This is a genomic window from Botrimarina colliarenosi (assembly GCF_007859955.1).
Classification (GTDB): Bacteria; Planctomycetota; Planctomycetia; order Pirellulales; family Lacipirellulaceae; genus Botrimarina; species Botrimarina colliarenosi.
This window is the reverse complement of record NZ_SJPR01000004.1, coordinates 126,678-141,013: the sequence shown is the minus strand read 5'-3', so window position 1 is coordinate 141,013 and position 14,336 is coordinate 126,678. Positions and strand designations below refer to the sequence as shown.

General features: G+C 65.1%; 14 protein-coding genes. 11 read left to right on the top strand and 3 right to left on the bottom strand.

What is annotated here, in order from left to right; genetic code table 11:
- Positions 1 to 271 precede the first annotated feature (271 nt).
- Entirely contained in the window at positions 272 to 553 is a 282-nt protein-coding gene (locus Pla108_RS14630) for a hypothetical protein (RefSeq protein WP_146445716.1), read from the top strand.
- A 64-nt stretch (positions 554 to 617) separates the two neighbouring features.
- Here Pla108_RS14630 and xylB read toward each other — a convergent pair whose 3' ends face one another.
- The gene (gene xylB / locus Pla108_RS14625) at positions 618 to 2,147 is read right to left on the bottom strand and encodes a xylulokinase (protein WP_146445715.1); all 1,530 of its coding nucleotides are present in this window, start codon (positions 2,145 to 2,147) and stop codon (positions 618 to 620) included.
- On the opposite strand from xylB, the gene Pla108_RS14620 reads away from it, so the two are divergent.
- The 7 genes from Pla108_RS14620 (at position 2,122) to Pla108_RS14590 (ending at position 9,947) form a co-directional block, all read left to right on the top strand.
- The gene (locus Pla108_RS14620; protein WP_146445714.1) at positions 2,122 to 3,408 is read left to right on the top strand and encodes a hypothetical protein; all 1,287 of its coding nucleotides are present in this window, start codon (positions 2,122 to 2,124) and stop codon (positions 3,406 to 3,408) included. The two genes, xylB and Pla108_RS14620, sit on opposite strands and share 26 nt — an antisense overlap.
- 288 nt (positions 3,409 to 3,696) lie before the next feature.
- Positions 3,697 to 4,941 carry a beta-ketoacyl-[acyl-carrier-protein] synthase family protein gene (locus Pla108_RS14615; RefSeq protein ID WP_146445713.1) on the top strand — a complete coding sequence of 415 codons (1,245 nt, stop codon included), beginning with the start codon at positions 3,697 to 3,699 and terminating at the stop codon, positions 4,939 to 4,941.
- A 100-nt stretch (positions 4,942 to 5,041) separates the two neighbouring features.
- Positions 5,042 to 5,302: an acyl carrier protein gene (locus Pla108_RS14610; protein ID WP_146445712.1), complete on the top strand. Its 261-nt coding sequence runs from the start codon at positions 5,042 to 5,044 to the stop codon at positions 5,300 to 5,302.
- A 102-nt stretch (positions 5,303 to 5,404) separates the two neighbouring features.
- Complete coding sequence (locus Pla108_RS14605) at positions 5,405 to 6,811, top strand: phytoene desaturase family protein (protein ID WP_146445711.1); 1,407 nt, start codon at positions 5,405 to 5,407, stop codon at positions 6,809 to 6,811.
- A gap of 118 nt (positions 6,812 to 6,929) precedes the next feature.
- Complete coding sequence (locus Pla108_RS14600; RefSeq protein ID WP_146445710.1) at positions 6,930 to 7,613, top strand: hypothetical protein; 684 nt, start codon at positions 6,930 to 6,932, stop codon at positions 7,611 to 7,613.
- Positions 7,614 to 7,718: 105 nt separating this feature from the next.
- The gene (locus Pla108_RS14595) at positions 7,719 to 8,366 is read left to right on the top strand and encodes a hypothetical protein (RefSeq protein WP_197526575.1); all 648 of its coding nucleotides are present in this window, start codon (positions 7,719 to 7,721) and stop codon (positions 8,364 to 8,366) included.
- 90 nt (positions 8,367 to 8,456) lie between these two features.
- On the top strand, positions 8,457 to 9,947 hold the full coding sequence (locus Pla108_RS14590; protein ID WP_146445708.1) for a phytoene desaturase family protein: 1,491 nt from the start codon (positions 8,457 to 8,459) through the stop codon (positions 9,945 to 9,947).
- Between the two features lie 71 nt (positions 9,948 to 10,018).
- Here Pla108_RS14590 and Pla108_RS14585 read toward each other — a convergent pair whose 3' ends face one another.
- Together Pla108_RS14585 and Pla108_RS14580 are read right to left on the bottom strand one after the other, a co-directional pair.
- Positions 10,019 to 10,336 (bottom strand): DUF5615 family PIN-like protein, encoded by a 318-nt coding sequence (locus Pla108_RS14585; RefSeq protein WP_146445707.1) that lies wholly within the window; start codon positions 10,334 to 10,336, stop codon positions 10,019 to 10,021.
- On the bottom strand, positions 10,333 to 10,548 hold the full coding sequence (locus Pla108_RS14580) for a DUF433 domain-containing protein (protein WP_146445706.1): 216 nt from the start codon (positions 10,546 to 10,548) through the stop codon (positions 10,333 to 10,335). Before Pla108_RS14580 ends, Pla108_RS14585 begins: the two co-directional genes overlap by 4 nt.
- A gap of 98 nt (positions 10,549 to 10,646) precedes the next feature.
- Between Pla108_RS14580 and Pla108_RS14575 the strand changes: the two genes are divergently transcribed.
- The 3 genes from Pla108_RS14575 to Pla108_RS14565 all read left to right on the top strand — a co-directional run bounded on the left by Pla108_RS14575 (position 10,647) and on the right by Pla108_RS14565 (position 14,293).
- Positions 10,647 to 11,084 (top strand): 3-hydroxyacyl-ACP dehydratase FabZ family protein, encoded by a 438-nt coding sequence (locus Pla108_RS14575; protein ID WP_146445705.1) that lies wholly within the window; start codon positions 10,647 to 10,649, stop codon positions 11,082 to 11,084.
- Positions 11,085 to 11,172: 88 nt separating this feature from the next.
- Positions 11,173 to 12,015: an enoyl-ACP reductase FabI gene (locus tag Pla108_RS14570; RefSeq protein WP_146445704.1), complete on the top strand. Its 843-nt coding sequence runs from the start codon at positions 11,173 to 11,175 to the stop codon at positions 12,013 to 12,015.
- A 490-nt stretch (positions 12,016 to 12,505) separates the two neighbouring features.
- A complete protein-coding gene (locus Pla108_RS14565; RefSeq protein ID WP_231934518.1) occupies positions 12,506 to 14,293 on the top strand; it encodes a serine/threonine protein kinase in 1,788 nt (595 codons plus the stop codon).
- Positions 14,294 to 14,336 lie beyond the last annotated feature (43 nt).

The following is a 14,336-nucleotide window of genomic DNA, read 5'->3' as shown; positions in this document are numbered from 1 at the left end:
CAAGGGCGTTGCGTGCTAGGTTTGAGATGGCGGCGCCGGATTTCGGGCTGGCGGCGCCGGCAAAACAGGCCGACTTGCGCCCGCGACGCGGGCGCCCGACCGTACCGAAACCCAGTAAAACCCGCCACAACGGTCTGCGAATCGCTCTGCGGCGCCGAGTTTGCTAATACCGATCTTGCCGAGTTTCCGATGACACCCTAAAGGACGATTGATCCGGTTATTCCTGACCGACGGTCCCCTCCACGACTCCCTCCCCCCCGAGTCACGACCGATGAGCACAACCGAAAAAACGAATCTTGAGTTGGACGCCGACGAGCCGATCGATCGCCTCGATCAGTTGCTGTCGTTGTTCCTCGATGACAGCCTCAGCGAAGAAGAAGCCTCCGAGCTCAACGCGAAGCTGATTGCCGACCCGGCCGCTCGGACGCGTTCCTTCGAGTTCGCTCAGCTGCATGCCGACCTCTACGCCTACTTCCGTGAACCGAAGCGTTCGTCGATCGCCCCGCCGTTGCCGCTTCCGATTCCAGGACTCGGTCTCCCGTCGACCCACTGAGGGTCTCTCCGTGGAGAGGCGTCGCTGTCGGAAGGCATCGGTTGGCTGACCTACGGGAAGTTGTTCAGCCGAGGGCGGCGATTTTGTCGAAGGCCGGCTTTAACTGCCGATAGAGGTCGCGGTAAACGTGGACCCGCTGGTCGTAGACCTTCCGCGTTTTGGCGTTGGGTTTGGTCTCGCTTGCGGTGCGGACGGTCGCTGCGCACGCCTCGGTGATGTCGGCGAACTCGCCGCAGCCGACCGCCGCCAACAGGGCGACGCCGTACGCCGGGCCCTCGTCGGCCTGCATGGAGTAAACCTTGGCGCCCAGGAGGTCGGCTTGAAGCTGGCGCCAGAACGGGCTCTTGGCGCCGCCGCCGGTCGTGCGAATCGCCTCGACCGGGACGTCCAGCGCCCGCATCAGGTCGAGGCAATCCCGCAGCGAGTAGGTGACCCCCTCCAGGACGGCCCGCACCATGGCGCCGCGGTTGTGCGACAGCGTCAGCCCGACGAAGGCGCCGCGGGCGTTGGGGTCGGCGTGGGGCGTCCGTTCGCCGGCCAAGTAGGGCAAGAAGAAGAGCCCCTCCGCGCCCGGCTTGTGCTCGGCCGCCTCGGCGACGAGTTGCTCGAAGAGGTCGCCCCCCTTCTTCTTCGCGATCTCGCCGTCGGTCTGGCAGAGCGTGTCGGCGAACCAGCCGAACGAACCCGCCGCCGCCAGCGTGACGCCCATCTGGTGCCACTTGCCGCGGACGGCGTGACAAAACGTGTGGAGCCGGCCGGCCGGATCGACCTCTGGCTGGTCGCTGTAGGCGAAGACGACGCCGCTGGTGCCGAGCGACGTGTTGACGAGCCCTTTGCGGACGATGCCGTTGCCAATCGCCCCGGCGGCACAGTCGCCCGCGCCGCCGACCACGATGCAATCGGTCGAGAGCCCCAGCAGCTCGGCGACCTCCGGCGTGAGCCGTCCGGTGACGTCCTCCGACTCGACGACCGTGGGGAGGAGCGACAGGTCGAGCTCCAGCTTGCCGAGCAACGTCTTGGACCACTGCCGTTTGACGACATCGAGCAGCAGCGTGCCGCTGGCGTCGCTCACCTCGGTGACGAGCTCGCCCGTCAGGCGGCGGCGGACGTCGTCCTTGGGCAGCAGGACATGGGCCAGTTTCTCGTACTTCTTGGGTTCGTTGTTCCGCAGCCAGAGGATCTTGGGGGCCTGAAAGCCGGTCAGCGCGGGGTTGGCGACCATCTTCACGAGCCGGGCCCGCCCGCCGGCCCGCTGGGTGATCTCGGCGCACTCGGCCGAGGTGCGTTGGTCGTTCCAGAGCAGGGCGGGCCGCAGCACCTTGCCCGCCTTGTCGAGGAACACCGACCCGTGCATCTGGCCCGAGAGACCGATGCCTTTCACGTCGGACTTCTTCAGTTTGACCTTCTTTACGACGCCCCGCACGGTCTCGACGACGGCGTCCCACCAGTGCTGTGGGTCTTGCTCACTCCACAGCGGGCGCGGATGCTCGCAGGGGTACGACGCGCTGGCGCCGGCGAGCACCTTGCCCGCCGCATCGATCGCGATCGTCTTTGTGCCCGAGGTGCCGATGTCGATGCCGAGAAAGACACTCATAGGTTGGTCGCTGTTAGGCGTGCTGATCGTCACGGCGGCGGGATGCCCGTCGCCGAAGGAAGAGGCGGTGGAGGAGGGCGACGCCGGGGCGCTGCCGCGGGCCAGTGTAACGCTGCGCGTCGCGGTCGTCAGCGATGCGTCCCTGCGGCGGGCGATCGACCGGCTCCGCGGCGAGTGGAACGAACGGACGGACGGCCAGATCGAGACCATCGAAGTCGCCGCCGACGCTGATTTAGCCGCGGCGGCAGCCGACGCGGACCTGATCGTCTTCCCCAGCCGGGCGATCGGCGAGCTGTGCGAGGCCGAGGCTCTCCGGCCGGTGCGTTCCAACGTGCTCGAGTCGGACGCGCTGCGATTTGACGATTTCCTGCCGCTCGTGCGCGACCAGGAAATCGTCTACGCCCAGCAGGTGATGGCGTTGCCGATTGGTTGTCCGACACCGTTGCACCTCTGTCCGGACGCCAGCGAGAACTCGTTGACGACCGCTGTCACCAAAGAAGACCCCCAACTCGCCCTCGCTTACCTGGCGTGGGCGGCGCCGTACTTGGTGCATCGCAGTCGGATCGCCACGCTCTTTGACTCGGACACCTTTCGGCCGCGACTCGCCGAGCCGCCCTTCGTCCGGGCTCTGACGAATTTCGTCGGTTCGCACGGCGAAGGGAGAGGCCAGATCGTGTGGCCTCTTCGCGACGAACCCCTTCCCGGCGGGTTCACACCGCAGGTCATGCCGGCAGCCGCGGAGGTCTACAACCCGATTGCCGAGGAGTGGGAGCCGCTCCCCTATGCCGAACAGTTCGCGACACTGGTGGCGTCGAGCGGCCGGCTGGTCGGGGTGACGACATCTTCCCGCAACGCGGCGACGGCGTTCCGCTACGCGGAATGGCTCGTGAGCCCCGAGAACAGCCGCTTGGTGTCAACGGCGAGCGACAACGTCGCCAACTGCCGCGGGTCGTTCGCCCGTTCGCCAGACGCCTGGCGGGCTACGGATGACCGCGACCTGAGCAAGGAGTTCGCCGAGGCGGAGGCCGACGCCTTGCGATTGCCCCGTTTCTTGCTGGCGCCCCGCTTGCCGGGGGGCGACGAATACCTCCAGGTGCTGGGGAAGCACGTCCGCGAGGCGCTCGACGGGCGGCCGGCGGGCGAAGCCCTGCAGCAGGCGGCTGATACGTGGGAGGCGATCGGCCACGCCCGCGGCTGGGAAACCCAACGCGACGCCTTTGCCCGCAGCCTTAACGCGGCGCCGTTCCCCGAAAGTCGCTGAAGCCAGGGCGGGGGCGCCAACCAGATCGAGGGAACTCTAGGCAACGCTGTGGGAGCCCTCAGCGCCAGCGTGGGGAGTTGAATCGGGTACCCGTCGCAACTCCCGGCGCTGGCGCTTAGGGCTCCCTTTAGGCGCTGTTTTGCCGTTATTCACCGCTTCGCGCCGCTTGCCAAACGCCGGCCCCGCCGGTAGTTTCGAGGGTCTTCGCCATGGCCCGCAGGAACCCGTAGGGGCGCCACTACCTGCCGACATCGCTTGCCCCCCGCGATTCTCCCAGCCGACCAACCGATGACGAGCCAGGCCAGCCCCACCGACCGCATCGTCATTACGGGCATTGGCCTCACGTCGCCTAACGGCAACAACCTGGCCGACTACCGCGACGCCCTGCTCAACGGCCGCAGCGGCGTCCGTGACTACGAGATCCGCTATGTCGGCAAGACGCTCGCCGGGGTCTGCGACTTCGACGAGCTGAAGTACCAGAAGCGGAAGGAAGTCCGCCGCGGCACCCGGGCAGGGAGCGTCTCGATCTATTGCGCTAACGAGGCGATCACCGATTCGGGCGTCGACTGGGCGAACGTCAACCGCCAGCGGGTCGGCGTCTATCTCGGCGTCACCGAGCACGGCAACGTCGAGACCGAGAACGAGATCAACGAGATCAAGGCGTACGACTACGACACAAGCGTCTGGTCGCACCACCACAACCCCCGCACCGTGGCCAACAACCCGGCGGGAGAGGTGACGCTCAACCTTGGCATCACCGGCCCGCACTACACGATCGGCGCCGCCTGCGCCGCGGGCAACGCCGGCATGATCCAGGGCGCCCAGATGCTGCGGCTCGGCGAGTGCGACCTGGCGGTCTGCGGCGGCGTGTCGGAGAGCATCCACACGTTCGGCATCTTCGCCGGCTTCGCCAGCCAGGGGGCCCTCGCCTCGAACGCCGACCCGACCAAGGCGTCGCGACCCTTCGACAAAAACCGCAACGGCATTGTCGTTTCGGAGGGGGGCGCTATCTACATCTTGGAACGCTACCAAGACGCCGCCGCCCGCGGCGCGCGGATCTATGGCGAGATCGCCGGCTACGCGATGAACAGTGACGCCAGCGACTTTGTGCTGCCCAACCCCGACGAGCAGTCGCGTTGCATGCGGATGGCCCTCGAACGGGCGGGGATGAACGCCGGCGATATCGGCATCCTCAGCACCCACGCCACCGCCACCCCCAGCGGCGACATCCAAGAGTGCGAGGCGGTCCGCCGCGTCTTCGGCCAGAGCACGACAACCGCGATCAACAACACCAAGAGCTTCATCGGCCACGCGATGGGCGCCGCCGGCTCGCTCGAGCTGGCGGGCAACCTGCTGTCGTTCGTCGACGGCGTCGTGCACCCGACCATCAACGTCGACGACCTCGACCCGGAGTGCGAGCTCCCGGGCCTCGTGCTCAACGAGTCGCTCGAAGGCCGAGACGTGAAGGCGATCCTCAACAACTCATTCGGCATGCTGGGGATCAACTCAGCGCTGATCGTTACGAAAGTTTGAAAGTAAAGAGAGCCCACGAATCACACAAATCTCCACGAATACTTTATTCGCGTTGATTCGTGTGATTCGTGGGCTTCAAGAAAGGAAGTAGGTAAAACGAATGACGCGTGACGACATCCGCGACGAGATCCTCGACATCCTCGGCGACATCGCCCCGGACGAGGACCTGTCGGACCTGAAAGACGACCAGTCCTTCCGCGAGCAGATGGAGCTCGACTCGATGGACTTCCTCGACATCGTCATGGAGCTCCGCAAGCGTTACCGAGTGCAGATCCCCGAGGACGACTACGTCGAGCTGGCCAGCATGAACTCGACGGTCAACTACCTCGAGCCGCTGATGAAAGACACGGTGAAGGCCTAGCGATTGCGGAATGGCGATTGCGGAAGGCGGAATGGCTAGCTGATCCAGCGTGTTCCGTCCTGCCGATGTGATTCCCACTTCCGCCTTCCCACTTCCGCATTCATGTACGACACCCTCATCATCGGCGCCGGCATGAGCGGGCTCGCCGCCGGGATCCGGCTGGCGATGTACGACCAGAAGGTGTGCGTCCTTGAGAAGCACACCACCATCGGCGGGCTCAACTCGTTCTACCGGCTCCGCCGGCGTGACTACGACGTCGGCCTCCACGCGCTGACCAACATCACGCCGAAAGGGACCCGCAAGGGACCGCTTGCCAGGCTGCTGCGGCAGTTGCGGTTTAGCTGGGACGACTTTCAGATCTCGCCGCAGATTGGCTCGCAGGTCGTCTTCCCCGGCCATCGGCTCGCCTTTGACAACGATCCCGAACGGCTCGCCGAGTCGGTGGCGCGCGAGTTCCCGCAGCAAGCCGACAACTGGCGAAAATTCATCGCGTCGATCGCCGACTACGACGACCTCACCGACGAGCACCAGCAGCTCTCGGCGCGCGAAGTCGTTGCGAGCTATCTGACCGAGCCGGTTTTGGTCGAGATGCTCTTCTGCCCCCTGATGTTCTACGGCTCGGCCCGCGAGCACGACATGGACTGGGGGCAGTTCTGCATCATGTTCCGCAGCATTTTCTTGGAGGGGCTCGGCCGGCCCCAAGCCGGGGTGCGGCTGATCCTCAAGAACCTCGTCAAGAAGTTCCGCGGCCTCGGCGGCGAGCTCAAGCTCCGCGCCGGCGTCGATCGGTTGCACGTCGAGAATGGCCGCGTCGCGGGCGTGGTGCTTGAGAACGGCGAAGTCCTCGAGGCGAAGCGCGTCCTCTCGTCGGCCGGCTGGGTCGAAACGATGCGTCTCTGCGACGACGGCCAACCGGTCGAGGTCGCCGGTTCGCCGCAGCGCTCCGCCGGGCGGCTCTCGTTCTGTGAGACGATCAGCACGCTCGACATCGATCCGAAAGCGATGGGCTACGACCGCACGATCACGTTCTTTAACGACCACGACAAGTTCGACTGGACCGTGCCGACCTCGCCGTGTGACCTGCGGAGTGGCGTCATCTGTAGCCCGAACAACTTTGATTACACGACGGCTCTCGACGATGGTCGCGGCGGCCGCGGCACGATGCGCGTGACGGTGCTCGCCAATTACGACTACTGGAACGGCCTCGACGAGCCGACCTACGAACTCGAGAAGCTGCGCTGGTTCGACCGTATCAACGAGTCGGCCACCCGCTTCACGCCCGAATTCCGTGGCCGGATCATCGACACGGACATGTTCACGCCGACGACGATCGTCCGCTTCACGGGCCACGACAACGGCGCGGTCTACGGCGCCCCCGACAAGCAGCTCGACGGCACGACGCACCTCGAGAACCTCTTCGTGTGCGGCACCGACCAGGGCTTCGTCGGCATCGTCGGCAGCATCGTCAGCGGTATTGGGATGGCGAATCTGCACTGTTTGAAAGAGTAGGGCGAGCGAAGCAAAGCCGAGAGCCGCGTCGTCCCGACCGCGGCGGAACCCGGGTACCCACGTCGGTTGCGGTCGGGACGACGCGGCTCTCGAACAACCGATCTGATAAACTGCCGCGATGGAAACGCCCGAGTCGAAGCCCCGCCTGCGGCCGCGCATTTCGCTTCTTAGTTTGTTGCTCCTGACGGCGATCGTCGCGCTGAGTCTCGCGCTCTGGGGAGAGTCGTCACGGCGTTGGCCATTAGAGCGTGAGATCCAAGCGTTGCGTCGCGAGGTCGGCGAGGTGGCGGTCGCAGACCCAACGAAGATGTACGTCCAGCCGCTCGATAACTCGGTTGATAATCGGATGCACTTCCGCTGGCGCGCCTACGTGCCGCCCGGGCGGGCGGGTGTGGTGACGGTTCTGGTTCAGCAGCCGTGGAAGAATCGCGAAGGTTACCTCACGATGACTCTCGATGCGGGCGATTCGGGGTTTGAATTGGTGACCCTGCCCGCGGTTGCTGGAGACCTGTGGATGTATTCTCTGCGGAGTTCGTCGACAGTTCGGCGTTCCGGATCGAGCAACCCTCGGCCGCCTTGGCTGGGGCAGGGCGGCGAACCCGTCGGGTTGACGTTCGACGACTTCGATCCGCAGCCGGGCGTTGCGGAGGGGCACGAGGCCGCGCTAATGGACCTCGCGGGGCAGTCGGAGAATGGCGAGCCGGTGCGCGTCATCGTGACGGCGAAGCACTACCCGCCGGCAAATCTGCCGCCAAGTTCCAATAGCGCGGGGCATCAAAAGTTGAACAAGAACCAGCCTTGATGGCGGAGCGGAGTCGCTCACGGCGACCCGTGAGCACGTCTCTGCTAAACTCCCACGATGGAATCGCCCGAGCCAAAGCCCCGCCGCCGGCCGCGATTCTCGTTGTTGAGCCTGCTCTCTTTGACGGCGCTGGTTGCCCTGTCGATCACGACGGCAATGCTCTGGCGCGATGTCGGCCCGCTGCGGGCGGAGGTGCAGCGGCTTCGACGTGAGGCGGGCGTTCTCACGGTTAGTGATCCCGACCTGGTGCATGCCATCGGTGTTGAGACCTACGTCACGAATGCGTGGAAGTGGCGTCTCTGGGTCCCCGCGAATCGCCGAGTGGCGTTGCATGTCTCGGTTAGCGGAGTGCCAAACCCACATGTTTTTTACCCCTCAAACGGTTCGCCCTACAAGACGATGCCAGAACCGGCTGGTCGTCTGGAGCTGGACGCGCAGAACGCGGAGGGCGCCGAGATCGAGGTGACACTCGCCGCAGAGAGAAAGCTCGATGGAACGGTCCGCTGGCTGCTCCATGACGAGAGGGGCGTCACCATTCACCTCCCGGTGCCGCCCGAGGCGGATAAGTGGCTGGTGGACCGCGCTAGCGGATCAAGCGGCGGCGGTCGTGTTGGGATCCATGTTAAGGAGCTACCCGATACGCCGCTCGTGCTGCTCCATAAGCGGGTCTATTACCAACGCGATCAAATCCCGCCACCGAACGCGTCGGAGACTGGCGACGGGGTGATTGCCTGGATTGAGGCCATCCCTTAGCACGCTGGTTATCTGCCTGTACCCACTCCGCCCCGTCCCCGCTAAACTACGGAGTCACTCACTGCCGACCGCCTGCTGCCCCCCCAAAAGATGCCCAAAGACTTCCTCGCCGGCGCCCAGGACCACTACGACGTCGTCGTCATCGGCGCCGGGCTCGCCGGGCTGACTTCGGCCAATATCCTCGCCCGCCAGGGCCGCAGCGTCCTGCTGCTCGAGCAGCACTACAAGCTCGGCGGCCTCGCCACCTGGTTCAAACGGCCCGGCCACCACATCTTCGACATCTCGCTGCACGGGTTCCCGTACGGCATGGTCAAGAGCTGCCGGCGGTACTGGTCCAAAGAAATCGCCGACTCGATCGTCCAGCTGACCGGCATCCGCTTCGAGAACCCGATGTTCTCGCTGCAGACCGACTTCACCCGCGACGATTTTACGAAGAAGCTCATCGAGGACTTCCGGGTCGATCCGGAGACCGTCAAGGCGTTCTTCGACACGGCCCGCGGGATGAATTTCTACGACGACCAACAGACCACCGCGCGCGAGCTGTTCGACAAGTTCTTCCCCGGTCGCGAGGACGTGATCCGCCTCTTGATGGAGCCGATCACCTACGCCAACGGCAGCACGCTCGAGGACCCGGCGATCAGCTACGGCATCGTCTTCAGCAACTTCATGTCGAAGGGCGTCTTCACGTTCGAAGGGGGGACCGACAAGCTCGTCACCGCGATGGGCGAGGAGCTCGTCAAGAGTGGCGTCGATGTCCGCATCAAGTGCGACTGCGAGAAGGTCCATACTGCATCTTCCGGAAATGGGGGCGACAAGGTGACCGGCGTCACGGTCAACGGCCGCCACATCAAGTGCGACGCGGTCGTGTCGAACTCGAACCTCAAGTCAACGATCTTCCGGTTGGTGGGCGAGGACAAGTTCTCGAAGGACTTTGTCGACGACGCCAAGGCGGTGCGGATCAACAACTCCAGCACGCAGGTCTACATCGCCCTGAAGCCGGACGACCCGCTCGAAGAATCGACCGGCGACCTGCTGTTCACCTCCACGGCGCCGACGTTCAACACCGAGGCGCTGCTGTCGCGCGACGTCACGAGCCGCACCTACAGCATGTACTACCCGCGGACCCGCCCCGAGGGACGGCCGCAGAAGCTGATCGTGTCGAGCACCAACGCCCGCTGGGAAGACTGGGCCGACCTGCCCGAAGACGAGTACCAGGCGAGCAAGCAAGACCTCTGCGAGACAACGCTCGACGCACTCGACAAGTACGTCCCCGACGTGCGGAACCGCGCGGTCCACGTCGAGGCCAGCACGCCCCGGACGTTCAACCACTACACGCACCACCTGGCCGGCGCGAGTTTCGGGACGAAGTTCGAAGGGCTCGCCGTCAGCCGCGCCTTGCCGCAGCAGATCGGCGGCCTTTACCACGCGGGCAGCGTCGGCATCATCATGTCGGGCTGGCTTGGGGCGATGAACTACGGCGTGATCGTCGCGAACGAAGTCGACAACCACCTAATGACCGGCGGCAGCGGCTCAACGGCCGACGCCGAGGCCGGGGTCGCCGCCGACATGGCGGCGGGGTGAAAGAAGTTAGCCGCAGATGTTCGCAGATGACCGCGGATGGCGATTTGAAGAGATCGGGGTAGTCGCCTCGCTCATTTGACGACCGTGACCGCTTTGGGTGTCAGGTTCTCCAGAGCTTTGAGCAGCGCCGGGATTAGGGGGCGGATATCATCGAGCTTGTTACTCGGCGCACTAAGCAAGACCACCGAGAGCGGTAGTTTGACGGACTGCTGGTAGTGGAGATTGCCGTCCTTCGTTAGCAGAGCTTCGAAGCCGGCGGCCGCAGCCAGGGCAAGCAGCTCACCGTTTTCCTTCCCACCCCAACCCATGTAGGCTGTTGTCGCTACGTCATGTCCCACGATGAGCGGCCGTAAGCGATGCGGGAGGTTCTCGTCAAGTAGCAGCTTCATGCCGCCGGGGCCCCGGAGAGGGTCATCGACTGCGCCTCTTTGAGCAGCGTATCTACCTGCTCCCGCGAGACGGTGGGGAAATCTTCTAGGAAGTACTCGATGGAGTACCCACCCCTCAGGTGGTCAAACAACGACACGATCGGCACGCGTGTTCCCCTAAAAACCGGGGTGCCGCCGAGGATTTCTGGGTCGATATTGACGACGGTGCTCATACCCCCATCCTACCGCGCGGAAAGCCGATCGGCCATCTTATCGGTTCAGCCCCGTCAAACATCATCCGCGATCATCTGCGCAAATCTGCGGCCCAAAAATGTCCAAAGAACAAATCCTCGCCGCCATCCCCCACCGCGACCCCTTCCTGCTGATCGACGAGGTCACGGAGCAGGGCGAGTCTCGGATCGTTTGTCGCAAGACGTTTAGCGGCGATGAGTTCTGGTACCGCGGGCACTATCCCGACTTTCCGATCACGCCGGGCGTCATCCTCTGCGAAGCGAGCATGCAAGCCGGCGCCGTGCTGTTGTCGAAGCTCGTGACCGATGCAGCCGGCAAGGTGCCCGTCGCGACGCGGGCCAACAACGTCCAGTTCCGCGACATGGTCCGCCCCGGCGACACGGTCGAGATCGAGGTCGAGCTGACCGAACGCCTCGCCGACGCGTTCTTCATGAAGGCGAAGGTCACGAACGTGACCCGCGGCAAGCTCGCGTGCCGGTTCGACTTTGCTTGTACGTTGACGGCGAAAGAGGATTGAAGGGTGGTTCACTCCGAGGGCTTGCGCCCCCGGCTCAGGCGTGACGTGCTGTCTCCGACTTCCCCCTTCCGACTTCCCACTTGGCCCCATGCCCACTGATTTCCTCCAACTCGCCGGCAAGACGGTCCTTGTGGCGGGGGTCGCCAACAAGAAATCGGTCGCCTGGCATATCGCCCGGCTGCTGACCGAGGCCGACTGCCGCGTCATTTACTCCGTCCGCAGCGAGGCCCGCCGCGAACAGATCCAGAAGCTGGCCGGCCCCGACGCGACCGTGCTCGTCTGCGACGTGGAGCACGACGAGGAAGTCGAGCGGCTCTGCGCGGAGGTGGCGGCCGACTGTGAGCGGACGGGGCAGAGGCTGGCCGGGCTTGTCCACTCGATCGCCTTCGCCGACTACGACAGTGTCGATGGAGAGAAGGGGGGCTTGAAGCCGTTCCACGAGACGACCAAACGGGCGTTCCTGCGGACCTTCTCGATCAGCTGCTACTCGCTGGTCGCCCTGGCGAACGGCCTGAAGGACTCGCTGGCGGACGACGCCTCGGTGGTGGCGATCTCGATCAGCACGACCGAGATGGCGAGCGAGAACTACGGCTACATGGCCCCGATCAAGGCGGCGCTCGACTCGTCGCTGGTCTTCCTGGCCAAGTCGTTCAGCCAGTTCAGCCGGGTGCGCTTCAACGGCGTGGCGCCGGGCCTGCTGAAGACTTCGGCCTCGGCCGGGATCCCGGGGTACGTCGATTCGTACCTCTTTGCCGAGAAGGCGACCCTTCGTGAAGAAGCGGTTAAGACCGAGGAGGCGGCCGCGGCGGCCGTGTTCCTGCTGAGCCCCCGCTCGAGCGGGATGAACGCCCAGCGGCTGGTGGTCGACGCCGGGATGCGGACCAATTACTTCGACGCCGACATTGTCCGGGCCGTTGTCGATCGCGGTTGAGCGCAGCGAATCCGTCGTGGGGAACGGATCGGCCCGACGGTCAGGTGGCAGGGCCCCCCCCAGAAGGGCCGAAAGGGCCAGCCGGGGAGGTCGCGGCCGGCATGACCCGACCCCGAATGTGGGATCTGCAACGCAAATGCGGGCAGGAACAGCGGAAAAACGGTGGCCGGTTTGGGAGGGCCGTGATATTCTTAAACGAGGTAGCTAGCGGAGGTTGCGGCGATTTCACCGCAACCGCGGCTGGCGACTGACTCTTCACAGGCGGGCAGTCTCCCATACGCGGCGATTGTTAGGAGTGTCAGGAAGACTCCAACACAGAATGAACGAATAGCCTTCGGGCCGGCTGGATGACACACCGAGTGTCACGCCACCGGTCCGATATTGGCGTAAACGCACTTACTCCCCTTGGCAATTGTCGGCGGCAAGACGCCCCTCCTGCGGGCCTCGCGCTCTGGCGACTAGCGGTCGTATAACGGACACAGCAAGACGGATGTCTCAGGACGCTTCCGACAAGCTGATCGACCTCGTCAAGCGGAGCGAACTCGTGCCGTCAAAGAAGCTTGATAGCTTCTTGGAGAAGGCGGCCCAGGCTCCTGGCGGTGTCCCGGCGAGCCAAGACAAGGTCGCCGAGATGCTCGTCGCCGACGGGCTGCTGACGCGTTGGCAGGCCGACAAGCTGCTCGCCGGCAAGCACCGTGGCTTCCGCCTTGGCAAGTACAAGTTGCTCGGCGAAATCGGCAAGGGGGGCATGAGCCATGTCTACCTCGCCGAGCACGTGCTGATGGAGCGGCGGGTGGCGATCAAGGTGCTCCCCCGGCAACGCGTCAAAGATCGGTCTTACCTGGCTCGCTTCCAGCTCGAGGCCCGCGCCGCGGCCCGTCTCGACGACCCCAACATCGTGCGGGTCTTCGACATCGACACCGACACGAGCGGCGGAGGCCAGACGCACTACATCGTCATGGAGTACGTCGATGGGCGTGACCTCCACCAGACGGTGAGCAAGAACGGCCCGCTGCCGTTCGCCACCGCGGTCCGCTACATCGCCCAAGTGGCGACCGGCTTGCAGCACGCCCACGAGATGGGACTCGTCCACCGCGACATCAAGCCGGCCAACTGTCTGGTTGATCACAACGGCGTGGTGAAGCTGCTCGATATGGGGCTGGCGAAGCTCAACGACGACGAGACGTCGCTCACGCTCGCCAACGACGAGAACGTCCTCGGCACGGCCGACTACCTGGCCCCCGAACAGGCCCTCAACAGCCACTCCGCCGACGCCCGCGCGGACATCTACAGTCTCGGCTGCACGTTCTACTTCCTGCTCGTCGGTCGGCCGCCGTTCCCCGACGGAACGATCTCGGAGCGGTTGCTCAAGCACCAGGTGGAGGAGCCGCAAAGCCTGCTTACGATCCGACCCGACACGCCGCTGACGCTGGTCGATCTGTGTTCGCGGATGATGTCGAAGAAGCCCGACGACCGCCCCCAGACGGCGGGCGACGTCTCCCGCCTGCTGAACGATTGGCTGGCGGAGCGGGGCGAGACGACGGTCGGCGCCGGCTCAAGCGGCAGCGGCTTCCGCAGCGCGGGCGAAGGGCTCGGTAGCGGCGTCGGCAGCGGGATCCTGAGCCGCTTCACCCAGACCCCACCGCCCGGCTCGTTGAGTCGGCCCGGCAGCGGGGCAGGGACCTCCGGCGCGAGCGACACGGCGAAGCTCTACGCGGCCCCCTCGGTCGATACGGACGAGGACATCGGCCTCGCGCCGCTCGACGAGGACGAGATGAGCCCCAAGGCGCGACAAGCCAAGAAGGCGGCCGCGTCGTCGGGCGTCTTGTCGGATGAGAGCAACGCCAAGCTCGGATCGAAGGGCGCCGCTTCCAAGTCGGGGGCGGCCCCGTCGGACGCAACGAAGGGGGCTTCCTCCAAGTCGTCGGCGAGCAAGTCGGGCGTCAAGCGATCGTCGAGCGGTTCCGCCGCCGCGAAGTCGGGACCGGAAAAACCCGCGACGGACCGGGGCGTCGACTCCAACGCAGGCGAAGCCGCTTCGCTCAGTTCGCCGTCAAGAGCGGTCAAGCCAAAGTCGATCTTCGACGAGGAGTATGCGGCGCCGACGGGCGAAGACCCCTATCAACGCCGCGCCCGCCGCGCCGCGGAATCGGATTACGACCCGCTCCACCCGCCGGGGTACGTCAATCCGTACACGAAGACGCCGTGGTGGGTGTTTGTCATCGGCGCCCTCTTTGCCGCCCTGGTGATCTTCGTCGTCGCGAAGCTGGTCGGCTGAGCACGTCCTGTGGCGTGGCGCTCCATCCCGTGACGCTCCCGCG